The sequence below is a fragment of the Polaromonas sp. P1_E11 genome (assembly GCF_056405995.1).
On record NZ_JBFUBA010000001.1, the window covers coordinates 193,427 to 209,651 of the forward strand.

The window sequence follows — 16,225 nt, forward strand, 5'->3', positions numbered from 1 at the left end:
GAGCGACCGTGGGGGCCATATTCACTGTCGAAATTTGCTGGTAATAGGATAGCGCCAATCCTTGCCAAAGCTCCTGTGGGTGACCCTGATACCCACGGGCGCCTGGCGGCGTTTGTACTCGTTGATGCGGATCAGCTGGGCCACGCGCACGACCAGCGCGCGATCAAAACCGGCGGCGGCGATGGCGTCCACGCCCTGGTCGTTCTCCATGTAGCGGCCCAGGATGGCGTCCAGCACTTCGTAGGGCGGCAGGCTGTCCTGGTCGGTCTGGTCGGGCCGCAGCTCGGCGCTGGGTGGGCGCGTGATGATGCGCTCAGGAATCGGGTTGCTGCCCGTGCCGTACGGGTCATTTTCGTTGCGCCAGCGCGCCAGGCGAAACACCGTGGTCTTCAGCAGGTCCTTGATGACCGCAAAGCCGCCAGCCATGTCGCCGTAGAGCGTGCAATAGCCGGTCGCCATTTCGCTTTTGTTGCCGGTGGTCAGCACGATGGAGCCGAACTTGTTCGACAGCGCCATCAAAAACACGCCGCGGATGCGCGCCTGGATGTTTTCCTCGGTCGTATCTTCCTTCAGGCCCTTGAACTCGCCGGCCAGCGAAGCCTTGAAGGCCTCGAACTCCGGCACGATGGAAATCTCGTCGTAGCGCACCTTCACGCGCTCGGCCATTTCGCGCGCATCGATCCAGGAAATGTCTGCCGTATAGGGCGAAGGCATCATCACCGCGCGCACCTTGTCGGCGCCCAGCGCATCCACCGCGATCGCCAATACCAGTGCCGAATCAATGCCGCCCGAAAGCCCCAGAATGGCACCCGGAAAGCCGTTTTTACCGAGGTAGTCGCGCACGCCCAGCACCAGCGCGTCCCACAAGTCCGCCTCATGGCTGCGTTCAGGCGCCGTACTTGCTATTAATTTAATAGCTGCTTGCGCTCGTCCTGCCTGGATTACAAACAGATTCTCCTTGAAACTTTCGGCCCTTCCCGCCAGCGCGCCATCGGCCTGCAGAGCAAAAGACGCTCCCTCAAAAACGATTTCGTCCTGCCCGCCCACCAGGTGCGCATAAATCAGCGGCAACCCGGTAGCCTGGGCCCGGACCTGCATCATCTGCTCGCGTTCCCCGCCTTTGCCGACATGAAACGGCGAGGCATTGATGACCGCCAGCAGCTCGGCCCCCGCTTCTCTGGCCAGGCGTGCCGGTTCTTCAAACCACGCGTCCTCGCAGATCAGCAGCCCGACGCTGACGGTGTCATCGCCCTCCCCGGCCTGGAACACGCAAGTGCCCTGCCCCGGCGTGAAATAGCGGCGCTCGTCGAACACCTGGTAGTTGGGCAGTTCGCGCTTGGCATAGGTGTCGACGATGCGGCCCTCGCGCAGCACCCTGGCCGCGTTGTGGCGCTGCTGCACTTCCACGCTTTTGGTGCGCAGGCCCTTGCCGTTGTCGCCGTGGGTGGGCGTGCCCACCACCACTGTCAGGCCTTTTAACCCGGCCAGCTCGCGGGCCACCAGATTCACGGCATCATCACAGGCCTGGATGAACGATGGGCGCAAAAACAGGTCTTCTGCCGCATAGCCGCAAATGGCCAGTTCGGGCGTCAGCAGCAGCCGGGCACCGTCCTCGTAGGCTATGCGGGCTGCGTCGATGATCTTTTGCGCATTACCCGGCATATCACCCACGCAGTAGTTCAATTGGGCAACGCAGATTTTGAGTGGCATGTTGAAGTAGAACCCCGAAAACACGTGAAAAAGAACTCAAACGATTATGTCATTCGCGTGCTGAATTCGCCGCTGGAGGTGAATGCGGCCGAGTGGAACGCCCTGCTGGCGACACAAAGCCCGGGCGAGCCCGCGAACCCCTTCATGCGCCATGAATACCTGGCCGCGCTGCACCAAAGCGGCAGCGCCACACCCGAAACCGGATGGACGCCGCGCTTTGTCACCCTTTGGCAGGGCAAGGCACTGGCAGGCGCCTGCGCGCTTTACCTCAAGGAGCATTCCTACGGCGAATACGTGTTCGACCACGCCTGGGCCAATGCCTACCAGCAGCACGGGCTTGAGTACTACCCCAAGGCACTGGTCGCCGTGCCGTTCACCCCCGTACCCGGCGCCCGCCTGCTGGCCCGCACAGCCGACGAACGCAGCCTGCTGATCAAGGCCCTGGTGGCCTGGTGCACCGAGGAAGACCTTTCGTCCCTGCACCTGCTATTTACCGCCGACGAAGATGTCACGGCCTGTGAAGATGCGGGCCTCATGCTGCGTCATACGGTGCAGTTCCACTGGACAGGACCACCAGCAGGCTACCGCGACTTCGACGACTTCCTGATGTCGCTCAGCCAGGAGAAACGCAAAAAGATCCGCCAGGAGCGCCGCAAGGTCGCCGAGGCAAACATCACTTTCCGCTGGTCCCTGGGCAAAGACATCAGCAACGCCGACTGGGATTTTTTCTACCGCTGCTACGAGCGTACTTATTACGAGCACGGCAACGCGCCTTACCTGAGCCGCGACTTCTTCCAGCGCATGCAGGACACCATGCCGGAGAACTGGCTGCTGTTTGTGGCCGAGCACAACGCCGACGGCCAGCGCCAGCCCATCGCGGCAAGCCTGATCGCCGTCAGCGCCCGCCCTGAAGGAGATCATGGCGAGGAAAGCGCCGAAAACCAGTCCCTGGTTGCCTATGGCCGCTACTGGGGCGCCCTTGCCCGGGTCGACTGCCTGCACTTTGAAGCCTGCTACTACCAGCCGCTGCAGTGGTGCATTGAGCACGGCTACCAGCGCTTTGAAGGCGGCGCGCAGGGCGAGCACAAAATGGCCCGCGCCCTGCTGCCCGTCAAAACCACCAGCGCCCACTGGCTGGCGCACCCCTCGTTCGCCGACGCGGTCGAGCGCTTCCTGGAGCGCGAAGGCGCCGGCATCGACAACTACATGCAAGACCTGGAGCGCCGCAGCCCTTTCAGGCACGCTGTGCCGCGCACCGCGGCTTGAGTGTCGGTCGCGGCGGCCGATGGCGCTATTATTTTAATAGCTTCTCGCGCCCGTCCATATTGAGTTTCAGGGACTTTTTTCATAAATATTCCGTGCAAAACATGCGCTGGCCGCGCTTGCGCCCTTAACTGCAACCCCGTCATACCTGTCATCACACGGGCAATCTTTATTTGCTATAAAGCCCGTTCAAAGGAATTTCCATGAGCAACCAAAACCGCGCCAACGAACGTACTTACACCGTCAACCTGGTCGAATGTCCGACCCTGACCGCCGACGAGCGCGCAGCGGCCGAACTGCGTTTTCGCATGGCGCTTGAATTCGCATTGGGCGGCCCTGAATATGTGCTTCCCTCGCTGCAGGCCTACATGCTGACGCAAACGCTGCATGAAGGGTTGCCGCTGGAGAACGCCTCGGAAGCGGAGGAACAGGTCATCGCGCTCTGGCAACACGCCGAGACCGACGCGATTCTGGCGGCGATGCGGCCGCTGGGCGACAACCTGGACAACGCACGCTTCGAGATTCTCCCGCTTTGACCCCCGGGGCCGCTTGACCAGCGCCCCCCGCTTGGCAGCGCAATTGCTCCCATGCGGCCAGCGCGAAAACGCTGTAACGCTATAACGCTATCGTATTGATAGCTTCTCACGCCCGGCAGTATTACGCAAACGACTCATTTCCCTTAAGCTCCGGCTTGATTTAAGCTCTGTCTTTCACGCCTGTTTCCGAACGGTTTTCAAGGCGCTGGCGGCCACCCTGCCGCCGGCTCAAACCGCTATTTCCCCATGAATGCTCTCGTGACTGCTACACCCGAAAACCCCGCAACGCAGACCGCCGACCCTGCGCCCCCGCTGGGCCGTCCGCACGCCCGGCGCCTGCGTGAGGTCTACCGCTCCGCCGGGTGGCCCTGCCAGGACCTGCTGGAAATCGAACTGCTGGCCACCGGCATGCTGCAGCGCGTGGCCGGCCCTGCAGGCCACGAAACCCTGCGCGTGACCGATGCCGGCGTGGCCTACCTGGCCACCGTGCTCGTACGCAACCGCTCGGCGCTTTCAAAGCACGAGGCACTGGTCGAACAGGTGGCCTGCGAAATGGTGCGTGCCGGCCGCATCACCTGGCGCGGCCTGGGCTTGCGCGCCCAGCTGCCGCCCGAAGAAGAAGGCGGCAAGCCCCGCTGGTGCATCGCCCGGCCCGATGTGTTCTCCATCCGCAACACCACGGTGCAGGAATACGTCGACCCGATCGTGCACGAGATCAAGGTGCACCGCTCCGACCTGCTGGGCGACCTGCGCCGCCCCGAAAAACGCGCCGCCTACCTCGACCTGGGCGGCGAGTGCTGGTATGTGCTCGGTTGCGACGCCAAGGGCCGGCCGATCGGCGATGCCAGCGAGGTGCCGCTGGAGTGCGGTGTGATGGTGCTGGAGAACGCGCGCCTGGCCGTCGCGAGGGCCGCGCCGCGGCGTACGCGACAGCAACTGCCGCTGGGCGTCTGGATGGCACTGGCCAAGGCGACACCGGTAGCCGGGCTCAATGACGACGAACAGGGAATGCTGGGCGACTGCGAAGCTTGAACGCAATCACGGCCGCGCGCTGAGCCTGGCGGGACAGCTGCCGCTACGGCAAACCCTAGTGCCGCAACCCGTCCTGCTCGGTTAATGTCTCCCTCACGGAGACAACAACAATGAAATCCCTCACCGGCCTGGACGCGACCTTTCTTTACCTTGAAACCCCCGAGATGCCCATGCATGTGGGCTCGCTCAACCTGTGCGAACTGCCGGAGGGCTTCAAGGGCAGTTTTCACAAGGCGGTCAAAGCACACCTCGCCAAACGCATGCACCTGGCGCCGGTATTCAGCCGCAAGCTGGTGTTCATGCCGCTGGATCTGGGCCACCCGCTGTGGGTCGACGCTGACTCGGTCGACATCGACTTCCACATCCGCCGCGCGGACTCCGCCAAAAAAGGCACCGCGCCCATGACACTGGCCGAGGTGCACAAGCTGTGCGCGCAACTGCACGGCGAGGTCATCGACCGCAATTTCCCGCTTTGGGAGTTTTATATTTTTGACCGCATCCAGCTGCCCGCATCGCAGGGCGGCAAGGTGGTGGCCGGGTTTTTCTCGAAAATTCACCATGCGGCGCTGGACGGCAAAGGCGGTGTGATGCTGGCCAATGCACTGCTCGATTTCAGCCCGGTACCACGCGAGGTGCCGCCACCCGACCCGGCCCGCCGCCGCAAAACCGAGGCCGACCTGAAGCTGGGCAAGATGATCGGCTCGGTGTTTTCGAGTTCGCTGGGTCAGCTGGCCAAACTGGCCAAGGCGCTGCCGTCTGCGGCCAGCACCTTTGGCAGCACGCTGGCAAAACAATCCACCACCAGTTCGGCCACCGGCATCAAGCCCAAGATGCCGATGAAGCTGGCGCCACAAACGCCTTTTAATACCGGCATCACCACGGATCGCGTCTTTGTGACGGCTACCCTGCCGCTGGCCGAATGCAAGGTCATGGGCAAGGCGGTGGGCGGCTCATTCAACGACGTGGTCTTGTGGATCTGCTCGACCGCACTGCGCAGCTACCTCACGCAGCACCACAGCCTGCCGAAAAAATCGCTGGTGGCGGCCATGCCGGTGTCGCTGCGCGAAGCCGGCGCCACAGACGCCAGCAACCTGGGCAACCAGGTCAGCATGAGCCTGGTGGAACTGGGCACGCAGCTGGCGCACCCGCTCAAGCGCATGAACGCCATCATGGCATCGACCGCCAAGGTGAAAACGTCGATGCAAAGCCTGAAGGGCCTGCTGCCAACCGACTACCCTTCGCTGCTGGCACCGTGGCTGGTGGGCGGCGCAGCCAAGATGGCCCTAAACGCCTACGGCAAAAGCGGCATCGCCAGCCGCCTGCCCATGGTGGCCAACCTGGCCATCTCCAACGTGCCGGGCCCGCCGGTGCCGCTGTACCTGGCCGGCGCGAAGTTCCTGACCTTCCACCCGCTGTCCATCGTCATGCACGGGCTGGCGCTCAACATCACGATCCAGACTTATGCCGGCCATGTCGATTTCGGCATCGTTGCCGACAAGAAGGCGCTGCCGCATGCGAAGGATTTGGCGAAAGCAATCGAGGAGGCCTTCACTCAGGCCCAAACCTTGATGGTGAGCGCGGCGCCTGTTGCCCCCGCCGCCACAGCGCCCACGCCGAAAAAGAGGGCAAAGAAGGCCTCCGTTAAAACCGCAGTGAAAGCCGCCCCCGTAAAAACCCGCAAAGCCGCTGTCACGAACGCGACGAAAACCCCGGCGAAGCGCTCAAGTTAGAGGTGCCTCCCTCTGTAAAAACCTGTAAGCGCCTCCATACTCTTTGAGTCGGAACTCCAACAAGACAATCAATGCTTCAAGCCATGGCAAGCTCGTCACCCAGGCGAAATCCGTCTTCATCCTCCCCCCAAGATCAAGCAAAACCGTCCCCACACGATGTTCCGCCCAGCGCCTGGCTGCTGGCGCTTGAGCTGCGTGCGTTCTGGGAGTTCGGTGCCCTGCTTCCCGCCTGGCCCTTGCTGGCCCGCGCACCGCGCGGCGACGGCCATGCCGTGATGGTGTTTCCGGGCCTGTCGGCCAACGACGCCACCACCGTGCCGCTGCGCCAATACCTGCAGTCGCTCAATTACAAACCCTGGGGCTGGGAACAGGGCTTTAACTTCGGCCCGCGCGCCGGCGTGCTGGAAGAAGCCCGCGACAGCCTCGCCCGCACTTTTGAGGCCACAGGCCGCAAGGTCAGCCTGATCGGCTGGAGCCTGGGCGGCGTGTATGCCCGCGAACTGGCCAAGGAGCTACCGCACATGGTGCGCGGCGTGATCACGCTGGGCACACCCTTCGCAGGCTCGCACAAGGCCACCAACGCCTGGCGTATCTATGAACTTACCAGCGGCCGCAACGTCGAGCGCGAATCCGAAAGCTACGACCTGCCGGTCGCCCCGCCTGTGCCGACCACCAGCATTTATTCGCGCAGCGACGGTGTGGTGGCATGGCAAGCCAGCATCCAGGCACCCAGCGCCGCCCATCCGCAGACCGAAAACATCGAAGTGCTGGCCAGCCATATCGGCATGGGCGTGAACCCCAGCGCCTGGTGGGCCGTGGCCGACCGCCTGGCACAGCCGGAAGGCCAATGGAAGCCGTTTTCGCGCGAGGACAAGGGCAAGCTGCACGGCCTGGTGTTCCCGGACCCTGCGCGAAAAGCGTAAGGCTTCAATGTGGCGCCGGGCGGCGGCGCACACCGTCCCACCCAGGCATAAAAAAAGCGCCTGCAGACCACGCTGCACGCGCCTTTTTACGTTTCCCTCATCGCCACCGCTATACTTTTTATAGCTGCTTGCGCACGGCCTGTGCTAGTTACAACACTAAAACACTTAAATTTTCAGGCTTGGCGCCCGGGTCTCAAGCCTTGCCGGCCTTTGCATAGTTGGCAATGCCGTCCGTGATTTCTTTCTTGGCCGCATCCGGGCCTTCCCAGCCCAGTACCTTGACCCATTTGCCTTCTTCCAGGTCTTTGTAGTGCTCGAAGAAGTGCGCAATCGTCTTCAGGCGCAGCGGGTTCATGTCTTCAGGTTTTTGCCACTGGGTGTAGAGCGAGCATTTCTTGTCGATAGGTACCGCCAGCACCTTGCCATCTTCACCGGCTTCGTCGGTCATCTTCAGGATGCCGATGGCGCGGCAGGTCACCACTACGCCGGGAATCAGGGGTACCGGGGTGATTACCAGCACGTCGACCGGATCGCCGTCGCCGCTGATGGTTTTGGGTACATAGCCGTAGTTGGTCGGGTAGTGCATGGACGTGCTCATGAAGCGGTCCACAAAAATCGCGCCGGACTCCTTGTCCACCTCGTATTTCACCGGGTCGGCATTCATCGGGATCTCGATGATGACGTTGAAGGATTCGGGAACGTTTTTGCCGGGGGAAACTTTATCGAGGGACATGGTCGCTTGAGTTCTTTATGGAAGGAAGAAGAAAGGAAGGGATGGAAAGGAGAAAAGAAGATTCTTAAAACACATGGGCTACCTGCGCAGCCGCGGCACAGGCCAACTGCTCGGTATTTACCCTCATTTTACTGATTCACACCTTACGGTTCTTAAAGTTGTCATGTTTTCACTGTAAATTGCGCGAGTTGGCCAATCGTCTTGTCTCTACGTAGACCAAGCAACGAGGAAGCAACGCAGCGGGGGTTAAGACACCATTTGCTAGCGTTGAAACCCCCTCCAAGCGAAAAACAACGTAGGAGATTTCTATGACAGGCAACTCAGCGCTTATTCTTGCGCTCGTCTGCGGGCTGGTAGCCGTGGGTTACGGCATCTGGGCTCGCAGCTGGATTCTTTCCCAGGATGCAGGCAACGCCCGCATGCAGGAAATTGCAGCCGCCATCCAGACCGGCGCCGCCGCCTACCTGGCACGGCAATACAAAACCATCGCCATGGTGGGCATCGTCCTCACCGTACTGATCGGCTTCTTCCTTGACGGTAAAACCGCCATCGGCTTTGTCGTCGGCGCGGTGCTGTCAGGCGCTTGCGGCTTTATCGGCATGAACGTGTCGGTTCGCGCCAATGTGCGCACCGCCCAAGCCGCCACCAAAGGCATTGGCCCCGCGCTTGACGTCGCCTTCCGCGGCGGCGCCATCACCGGCATGCTGGTCGTGGGCCTGGGCCTCCTGGGCGTGACCGGCTTTTACTGGTTCCTGGTGGGCAATGGCAACTACACACCCGACCTCAAGCTGGCCAACCTGCTCAACCCCCTGATTGGTTTTGCTTTCGGTTCGTCGCTGATTTCCATCTTCGCCCGGCTGGGCGGCGGCATCTTCACCAAGGGCGCCGACGTCGGCGCCGACCTGGTGGGCAAGGTCGAAGCAGGTATTCCTGAAGACGATCCACGCAACCCCGCCGTGATTGCCGACAACGTCGGCGACAACGTGGGTGATTGCGCAGGCATGGCCGCCGACCTGTTTGAAACCTATGCGGTGACACTGATTGCCACCATGGTGCTGGGCGCCCTGCTGCTGTCCGGCGCGGGCGCCACTGCGGCGGTTTACCCGCTGGCGCTGGGCGGCGTGTCCATCATCGCCTCCATCATCGGCTGCTTCTTCGTCAAGGCCTCGCCCGGCATGAAGAACGTGATGCCGGCCCTGTACAAGGGCCTGGCGATTGCCGGCGTGCTGTCGCTGATCGCTTTCTACTTCGTCACGATGTGGCTGATGCCCGACAACGCCGTTACAGCGAGCGGCACGCAGATACGCCTCTTCGGCGCCTGCGCGGTCGGCCTGATCCTGACCGGCGCGCTGTGCTGGGTGACCGAGTACTACACCGGCACACAGTACAAGCCCGTACAGCACATTGCACAGGCCTCCACCACCGGCCACGGCACCAACATCATTGCCGGCCTGGGTGTCTCCATGCGCTCGACCGCATGGCCGGTGATTTTTGTCTGTATCGCCATCCTGACGGCCTATTCGCTGGCGGGCCTGTACGGCATTGCGATTGCCGCTACCTCCATGCTGAGCATGGCCGGCATCGTGGTTGCGCTGGACGCCTACGGCCCCATCACCGACAACGCCGGTGGCATCGCCGAAATGGCCGAACTGCCCAGCAGCGTGCGTGACATCACCGACCCGCTGGACGCGGTGGGCAACACCACCAAGGCCGTGACAAAGGGCTACGCCATCGGCTCCGCCGGCCTGGCCGCGCTGGTGCTGTTTGCAGACTACACCCACAAGCTCGAAGCCTACGGCAACGTGATCAGCTTCGACTTGAGCAATCCCAAGGTCATCGTCGGCCTCTTCATCGGCGGCCTGATCCCCTACCTGTTCGGCGCCATGGCGATGGAAGCCGTGGGCCGCGCTGCCGGCGCCGTGGTGGTTGAAGTGCGCCGCCAGTTCCGCGACATCAAGGGCATCATGGACGGCACGGGCAAGCCCGAGTACGACACCGCCGTGGACATGCTGACCACAGCCGCCATCAAGGAAATGATGATCCCCTCGCTGCTGCCCGTGATCGTACCCATCGTGGTCGGCCTGGCGCTCGGCCCCCAGGCACTGGGCGGCCTGCTGATGGGCACCATCGTCACCGGCCTCTTCGTTGCCATCTCGATGTGCACCGGCGGCGGTGCCTGGGACAACGCCAAGAAGTACATTGAAGACGGCCACCACGGCGGCAAGGGTTCCGAGGCACACAAGGCCGCCGTGACCGGCGACACCGTGGGCGACCCCTACAAGGACACCGCCGGCCCGGCAGTGAACCCGCTGATCAAGATCATCAACATCGTGGCGCTGCTGATCGTGCCCCTGGTGATGAAATTCCACGGTGGTGAAGCCGCGGCGGCCCCGGCAGCACCCATGGCCGCGCCCGCTGCCATGAGTGCACCGGCCGCCACGCCGACTGCACCTGCCATGCCGGCCCCCGCGCCCACGCAGGCGCCCAATGCAGCGGCTACCCCAACGCCGGCCGCACCAGCGTCACGCTAGACTGCTCCGGCCCATGCAAAAAGCCCTGCAATGCAGGGCTTTTTTCTTTGGGCGTCCGGTGAGAACGAAGCTGCAAGGTTCGTTGACTCAGGCTGGCATCCACTGGCTGGAACCCGGCCCAGGCAGCGCCAGATCCGGTGCGGCAGTCAGGCTTTCAAAGTACCTGATTTCGCGGAGTGCTTCGCTCAGTGTCATCTCTCCGGCATTCATCAGGCAGCCGGTCAGGTGTTCCGTCAGGGCGGTGTACTGGGCCAGCGTGGCCTTGGTCTCACTGTAAAGCCGCTCACTCTGGGCTTCCATGATGCTGCGGGTTTCCTCGTCCGGCGGTGCCGTGCCGCCGTCCTTGAGGAGCGCGGCGTAATTCAACCGGGTCTTGCGGTACATGCCCATTTCAGCCACCGCATGGTGCAGCAGCCGCGTAACGCGGGTGATGTCATTGTGGGCGCCGCCCGTGGTTCCGTCTTCGCCGAAGAAAATCTCCTCATTCGCCATGCCGCCCAGCAGCACCCGCACCTCATGCTCCATGTCCCCCTTGGTCTGCAGCAGGTTGCTGTCCTGCTTGTGCAGTACAAAGCCGAGGGCATTGTTGCGGGGGTTGGCCTTCAATGAAATTTTGATGGTGGTCATGTCGGCCAGCAGCGCGTTCCAGTTGTCACCGGCCAGCTTGCGCCGGTGCTGGAAATCCATCAGGAAGTGGCCCCACTCATGTACGGCGATGATGCGCCGGTCACGCTCGCGCTCCTTGGTGGTGTTGTCGTTGACATTGCCCACCAGCACACGCTCAGCGGCCTGCATCAGGGTGTGCGCGCCTATCATCTGGCCCGCCTGCACCGCGATGATGCCGGCCTGGTTGACCATGGTTTCGAGGTCTGCCGGGCTGCAGCCTTCCGTCAGTTCGACAAAATGGCGCAGGTCCATGTCGGGCAGCACCTTGTCGGCGCGCTGGCGCAGGTAGTGGCCGGTAATGGCCAGACGCTCTTGCTGATTGGGCATGCGGAAGTCGACCTTCATCTGGAAGCGGCGCAGCATGGCCTCGTCCATCTGCAGGTTGGCCGAATTGAAGTTGGACGCCACGATCCAGATGATTTCAGTATCCGACTTGGTTCGCACACCGTCCAGGATGGCCAGCAACATGTTCTGCGTGTCATCGTCATATTTGCGGTTGCCGCCGCGCCGCATGAACAGGTCCTGCGCTTCATCAAGAAAGACGATGCAGCGTTTACGCCGCTTGGCCAACGCAAGAATGCGCGACAGCGTGTTCGAGCCGCCAGCCACATAGCCGGTCTCGAGGTTGGCAGCTGAATGGAAAAGAATCGGCAGGTTCAGCTCTTTGGCGAGGTAGCTGGCCAGCTTGGTCTTGCCGGTACCCGCAGGGCCGCTGAACATCACGTTGAAAGGCTTGTTCACGCCATAAGCGGCGTATTCGAGGCGGCGTTCGTACTGGTCGCGGATTTGCGCAACCTCGGCCTTGATGTCGTCCATGCCGACCAGGTCCTCCATGTCACCGCTGATTTGCGCCGGCGAAATGAACTTGAGGGATTTGCGCTGCCCGCCCGTCTGGTACCAGAGGAAGGCGATGAGCCCCAGCGTCAAGGTCGCTGATACCAGCGCGCTGGCACCGCCCTTCCACGCATCCTGTTCGGATTGCGGACGTGCGTCGCCGAAACGCTGCTCAAGGCGCGCCAGCATGTCGTTGCTGGCGCCATCGAGTGCCCCGCGGGGAACAAACGTGAGCTTGCCACCCCACGGTGCCGTGACGGCCTTGTCGGCCAATATCTTGGTTTCCATGTCCGAGGGGTAATAGGCGTACTGCCTGCCCTCCGATTCAATCAGCACAAAACGCTCGGAAACGGTCCACAAGATGGGCCGGTAAATGATGGTGATGCGCGTGACCGGATGGGCTTCGAGAAAGCTCAGGACCGACCCGCTTCCGAAGACGACCGGCAGTGCGGTGTTGTAAGTCCAGGCCGCTTCAACACCCGGCCCCGACGCTGCCATGGCCTTGACTTCCAGCGCCATTTTTTCCTGCCGCTCCAGGGTCGACCAGGCGTAATAAGCGCTTGCCGGAATCATCAATGCCACGGCCAGCACGGCGAACTTCATGCCAAAGGCCTGGATCGACAACCAGTCGCGCAAACGGGCCATAAAGGCTTTGAACCAGGCCAGCAGGCTGGTGGTGGGCGCGTCGTCGCCGGGCGGTACATCGGCTGGGCTTTTGGTGGGATCAGTCATCGCGGTATGCGTCAAAAAATGCGGACCCGCAGTTGCCGGCTGCCTGCCGCTGTCGTCACGCCAACACGGCCGGGCCGCTGCGTAACATGAGCACCGTTCCCTGTAGGAATTGGCGAGGTGCATGTGTAGGTTCAATCCTACATAAATGCCGATCGTGGCGCAGCAAAGGATTTGTAAATTGGCCGGGACACAACGCTGTGGCTGTGACAAACGCACGCTTTTGGGGAGCGTTACCTCGCGGACCGGCCTGCCCTCATGGCCCATTTCTGCCCGTCGGAGGCGGCAACTCCGGCTTGGGGCAAATTCAGCACAATAGCGCCATGCAACTCAACTACATCGCCAACACTTTTGTCGCATCTTCTTCGGGCAAAACCATCCCGATGATCGACCCGTCCGACGGGCAGGTGTTTGACGAGATCCAGCGCAGCAACGCGCACGACATTGATACCGCGGTGAAGAGCGCCCGGGAATGCCTGGAACTGGTGTGGAGCCGGTTCAGCGCTGCCGAGCGCGGGCGACTGTTGATGCGGCTTTCCGCCAAGGTGGCCGAGCATGCCGAAGAACTGGCCATGATCGAGCAGCGCGACTGCGGCAAGCCTAGCAAACAGGCGCGTGCCGACGCTGCGGCCCTGGTGCGCTATTTTGAGTTTTACGCCGGCGCCTGCGACAAGCTGCACGGCGACACCATTCCTTACCTGGACGGCTACAGCGTGATGACCTGGCGCGAGCCGCACGGCGTCACGGGCCACGTGATTCCGTGGAACTACCCGATGCAGATCTTCGGCCGCAGCGTCGGCGGCGCGCTGGCCGCGGGCAACGTATGCGTGATCAAGCCGGCAGAGGATGCCTGCCTGTCATTGATTCGTGTGGCGCAACTCGCGGCCGAAGTGGGTTTTCCGGCCGGCGCCATCAACATCGTGACCGGCTACGGCCACGAGGTGGGCGACGCGCTGGCGCGCCACAAAGGCATCGACCACATCAGCTTTACCGGCAGCCCCGCCGTGGGCACGCTGATCCAGCAGGTCGCCGCCGAGCGCCACTGCCCGGTTACGCTGGAGCTGGGCGGCAAAAGCCCGCAAATCGTATTTGCCGATGCCGACCTGGATGCCGCAATACCCGCCATCATCAACGCCATCGTGCAAAACGCCGGGCAAACCTGCTCTGCCGGCTCGCGCCTGCTGGTAGAACAGGCGATTTACGAACCGCTGCTGCTGCGCCTGGGCGAAGCCTTTGAAAACCTGCGCGTCGGCCCCGCCGCCATGGACCTGGACGTGGGCCCGCTGATCCGGCAAAGCCAGCAGCAGCGCGTGTGGGACTTTTTAAGCGATGCGCAGGTTGCCAGCATTCCCATGGTGGCCCAGGGCCAGATCGTCGACGAGGCGCCCGACACCGGGTTTTACCAGGCCCCCACCCTGCTGCGCGACGTGCCGGTGATGCACCCGCTGGCGCAGCAGGAAGTGTTTGGCCCGGTGCTGTGCGCCATGAGCTTCAAAAACGAGGATCACGCAGTGGAACTTGCCAATGCCACGCAGTTCGGCCTGGTTGCCGGCATCTGGACGCGCGATGGGGCACGCCAGTTCCGCATGGCCAGGCGAGTGAAAAGCGGCCAGGTGTTCATCAACAACTACGGCGCCGGCGGTGGTGTGGAATTACCTTTCGGCGGCGTCAAGTCGTCTGGCTACGGCCGGGAAAAAGGCTTTGAGGCATTGCATGGCTTCACCACGCTGAAGACGGTGGCCATACGGCATGGTTAACCTGAGCTGAGCCGCAGCATCCAGCCAGGCCCACGACCCACCCGCAAGCCGCCGCCACGGCGGCTCTGCGCTGTCAGCCTTTGATTTGCGCCGTCTTCACAACGCTTTCAGCTTTTGGCAAAAGCCGCGGGAAGAATGAAAGCTTGGGGGCGAGGAAAGTGGCGGCAAATAATTCGCCGTTTCGCTGGCTGATCCAGCCGACACCGTTGAGCTGCACGTCATCACCCTTTCTCGTCACGGCGAATTCAAACCGCGCACCTTTTTCACCGGCAAATACCGAGGGCTCAACTTTGGTCATGCTGACGATGGAACCGTCGGCCGAATACATGATTTCGAAAAGATTGACCAGTTGGTCAAGTGGCATGCCTGCCTGATAGGTTGGAACACGGGCGGCCTTCTGCCCGGCCGGCACACTGCCTGCAGGCCTGACCAGCAGTGCCTGGCCTGGCTTGATGGCCGCCCACAGGCGCAAGTGGTCAAGCGTCAGCCCCTCCTGGGTCCACATGTCAAAAGGCTGCTTGGTGCCCGGAGGGGACACCTTGTTCCAGGCGTCGGTCACCTTGATGGCCAATCGGTTATTGACCAGTTGCTCACCTTCAACCTTGGTGATGGACATGCAGCCCGAGAGGAAAGCCAAGACAAGAAGGATCAGGAGTTTTTTCATGGTTTAAGTTCCGCAATGTAATTTTTAATAAGACCCGCATCCGCCGCCTCAGGCGCGACGGTGAGATATTTTTCGAAGGCCTGTACGGCGGAGGCGACATCGGTTCTCTGCTTCTGCACCAGCCCGAGCGCCCTGAAAGCCTCAGCCGGAGCCTGATCAAGAGCAGTCACGCGTGTCAGGTCGTTCAGGGACTCCTGAAGGTCTTCCTTGCCTGCTCGCAAGCGATACACCTCACCCCGTGCGTATAACGCCTGGCTGTCGTCCGGATTGCGCGACAGAAACCGGTTGAAAAGCACCAGGCTTTCTTCAAACTGGCCACGCCGGATTTCATCCTGCAGCCATCCGAAGCGGTGCCGTGACATCACCTGCTGGTATTCCACTGCACCCGTTTTGCCGCCACCGTCGCCTGCCAGACGGAGCAGGTCGTTACGGCGCGTCTCCAGCGGGGGATGCGTCGCCATCATGGGGCTGCGTTTGCCTACGTCCTCCCCGCCGGTGATCTTGAGCTCCCCAAGGAGGTTGTCCCAGACTTGTGCAGCCTGCCTGCCGTCATAACCCGCCCGGGTCATGAGGCGCATGCCCAGACGATCGGCCCGCGTCTCGTGGTCCCGGGAAAAAGCGAAAGCACCGGCCAGAGCACCAAGCTGGCCAATGGCGCCGACAAGGCCGAACATGCCGATGAACTGGGCAAAGGCGGCCCGGCTTCTCAGATCCCGCAGGCGCTCCAGCGTGTGCCGTTCGAGGTAGTGGCCGATTTCATGGCCCAGTACCGCAGCGAGTTGCGCTTCATTCTCCGCGCGCAGCAGCAATCCGGTCCAGACCTGCATCATGCCGTTCGGCGCCATGGTGGCGTTGAAGAGCGGCGTGCGCACCACATGTACACGAATGTCGGGGCAGTGGTCTCCGGCGAGGCGGCATACCAAGTCTTGCAGATATTGGCTCAGTTGGGGGTCGCGTACGGTAAATGGACTGCGCCGCAGGCGCGTTTCTTCACGGTCCATCATTCCCCACAGGCCGCCCTCATCCGTTTCCAGCGCGGGGCGAACAAAACGCTCTGCAGGCAAAGGCGAGGTGGCAGCCGCTGCGCTCTCCTGGCCAAAGGCCGACAAGCCTGGCA

12 protein-coding genes are annotated in these 16,225 nt (G+C 62.2%); 7 read left to right on the forward strand and 5 right to left on the reverse strand.

Going from position 1 to position 16,225, the window contains the following annotated elements:
• Nucleotides 1–21: 21 nt before the first annotated feature.
• Nucleotides 22–1,710 carry an NAD+ synthase gene (locus tag AC1D11_RS00975; protein WP_477647765.1) on the reverse strand — a complete coding sequence of 563 codons (1,689 nt, stop codon included), beginning with the start codon at nucleotides 1,708–1,710 and terminating at the stop codon, nucleotides 22–24.
• 24 nt (nucleotides 1,711–1,734) lie between these two features.
• On the opposite strand from AC1D11_RS00975, the gene AC1D11_RS00980 reads away from it, so the two are divergent.
• The 5 genes from AC1D11_RS00980 to AC1D11_RS01000 all read left to right on the forward strand — a co-directional run bounded on the left by AC1D11_RS00980 (nucleotide 1,735) and on the right by AC1D11_RS01000 (nucleotide 7,194).
• The gene (locus tag AC1D11_RS00980) at nucleotides 1,735–2,976 is read left to right on the forward strand and encodes a GNAT family N-acetyltransferase (protein ID WP_477650897.1); all 1,242 of its coding nucleotides are present in this window, start codon (nucleotides 1,735–1,737) and stop codon (nucleotides 2,974–2,976) included.
• Between the two features lie 200 nt (nucleotides 2,977–3,176).
• On the forward strand, nucleotides 3,177–3,509 hold the full coding sequence (locus AC1D11_RS00985; protein ID WP_477647763.1) for a hypothetical protein: 333 nt from the start codon (nucleotides 3,177–3,179) through the stop codon (nucleotides 3,507–3,509).
• A 246-nt stretch (nucleotides 3,510–3,755) separates the two neighbouring features.
• Entirely contained in the window at nucleotides 3,756–4,541 is a 786-nt protein-coding gene (locus tag AC1D11_RS00990; RefSeq protein ID WP_477647762.1) for a hypothetical protein, read from the forward strand.
• 110 nt (nucleotides 4,542–4,651) lie between these two features.
• Nucleotides 4,652–6,271 carry a wax ester/triacylglycerol synthase family O-acyltransferase gene (locus tag AC1D11_RS00995; protein ID WP_477647761.1) on the forward strand — a complete coding sequence of 540 codons (1,620 nt, stop codon included), beginning with the start codon at nucleotides 4,652–4,654 and terminating at the stop codon, nucleotides 6,269–6,271.
• Nucleotides 6,272–6,354: 83 nt separating this feature from the next.
• A complete protein-coding gene (locus AC1D11_RS01000; RefSeq protein WP_477647809.1) occupies nucleotides 6,355–7,194 on the forward strand; it encodes an alpha/beta hydrolase in 840 nt (279 codons plus the stop codon).
• Nucleotides 7,195–7,387: 193 nt separating this feature from the next.
• On the opposite strand, the gene ppa is transcribed toward AC1D11_RS01000, so the two are convergent.
• Nucleotides 7,388–7,927, reverse strand: coding sequence for an inorganic diphosphatase (ppa, locus tag AC1D11_RS01005; protein WP_457278617.1), 540 nt, complete (start codon nucleotides 7,925–7,927; stop codon nucleotides 7,388–7,390).
• A gap of 308 nt (nucleotides 7,928–8,235) precedes the next feature.
• Here ppa and AC1D11_RS01010 point away from each other — a divergent pair, with 308 nt between their 5' ends.
• A complete protein-coding gene (locus AC1D11_RS01010) occupies nucleotides 8,236–10,458 on the forward strand; it encodes a sodium-translocating pyrophosphatase (protein WP_477650896.1) in 2,223 nt (740 codons plus the stop codon).
• 87 nt (nucleotides 10,459–10,545) lie between these two features.
• On the opposite strand, the gene AC1D11_RS01015 is transcribed toward AC1D11_RS01010, so the two are convergent.
• Nucleotides 10,546–12,690 carry an AAA family ATPase gene (locus AC1D11_RS01015; protein ID WP_477647759.1) on the reverse strand — a complete coding sequence of 715 codons (2,145 nt, stop codon included), beginning with the start codon at nucleotides 12,688–12,690 and terminating at the stop codon, nucleotides 10,546–10,548.
• A 320-nt stretch (nucleotides 12,691–13,010) separates the two neighbouring features.
• On the opposite strand from AC1D11_RS01015, the gene AC1D11_RS01020 reads away from it, so the two are divergent.
• Nucleotides 13,011–14,444 carry an aldehyde dehydrogenase family protein gene (locus AC1D11_RS01020; RefSeq protein ID WP_477647758.1) on the forward strand — a complete coding sequence of 478 codons (1,434 nt, stop codon included), beginning with the start codon at nucleotides 13,011–13,013 and terminating at the stop codon, nucleotides 14,442–14,444.
• 73 nt (nucleotides 14,445–14,517) lie between these two features.
• Here AC1D11_RS01020 and AC1D11_RS01025 read toward each other — a convergent pair whose 3' ends face one another.
• Both AC1D11_RS01025 and AC1D11_RS01030 read right to left on the reverse strand, forming a co-directional pair.
• Entirely contained in the window at nucleotides 14,518–15,108 is a 591-nt protein-coding gene (locus AC1D11_RS01025; protein WP_477647757.1) for a hypothetical protein, read from the reverse strand.
• The gene (locus tag AC1D11_RS01030) at nucleotides 15,105–16,112 is read right to left on the reverse strand and encodes a M48 family metalloprotease (RefSeq protein ID WP_477647756.1); all 1,008 of its coding nucleotides are present in this window, start codon (nucleotides 16,110–16,112) and stop codon (nucleotides 15,105–15,107) included. The genes AC1D11_RS01025 and AC1D11_RS01030 overlap by 4 nt, the downstream gene beginning before the upstream one ends.
• Between the last annotated feature and the right edge of the window lie 113 nt (nucleotides 16,113–16,225).

What these genes read in the sequence shown, in the direction of transcription:
- AC1D11_RS00975 (WP_477647765.1), bottom strand. Translation starts at nt 1,710, where the DNA reads ATGCCACTCAAAATCTGCGTTGCCCAATTGAACTACTGCGTGGGTGAT.
- AC1D11_RS00985 (WP_477647763.1), top strand. Translation starts at nt 3,177, where the DNA reads ATGAGCAACCAAAACCGCGCCAACGAACGTACTTACACCGTCAACCTG.
- AC1D11_RS00990 (WP_477647762.1), top strand. Translation starts at nt 3,756, where the DNA reads ATGAATGCTCTCGTGACTGCTACACCCGAAAACCCCGCAACGCAGACC.
- AC1D11_RS00995 (WP_477647761.1), top strand. Translation starts at nt 4,652, where the DNA reads ATGAAATCCCTCACCGGCCTGGACGCGACCTTTCTTTACCTTGAAACC.
- AC1D11_RS01000 (WP_477647809.1), top strand. Translation starts at nt 6,355, where the DNA reads ATGGCAAGCTCGTCACCCAGGCGAAATCCGTCTTCATCCTCCCCCCAA.
- ppa (WP_457278617.1), bottom strand. Translation starts at nt 7,927, where the DNA reads ATGTCCCTCGATAAAGTTTCCCCCGGCAAAAACGTTCCCGAATCCTTC.
- AC1D11_RS01010 (WP_477650896.1), top strand. Translation starts at nt 8,236, where the DNA reads ATGACAGGCAACTCAGCGCTTATTCTTGCGCTCGTCTGCGGGCTGGTA.
- AC1D11_RS01015 (WP_477647759.1), bottom strand. Translation starts at nt 12,690, where the DNA reads ATGACTGATCCCACCAAAAGCCCAGCCGATGTACCGCCCGGCGACGAC.
- AC1D11_RS01020 (WP_477647758.1), top strand. Translation starts at nt 13,011, where the DNA reads ATGCAACTCAACTACATCGCCAACACTTTTGTCGCATCTTCTTCGGGC.
- AC1D11_RS01025 (WP_477647757.1), bottom strand. Translation starts at nt 15,108, where the DNA reads ATGAAAAAACTCCTGATCCTTCTTGTCTTGGCTTTCCTCTCGGGCTGC.
- AC1D11_RS01030 (WP_477647756.1), bottom strand. Translation starts at nt 16,112, where the DNA reads ATGATGGACCGTGAAGAAACGCGCCTGCGGCGCAGTCCATTTACCGTA.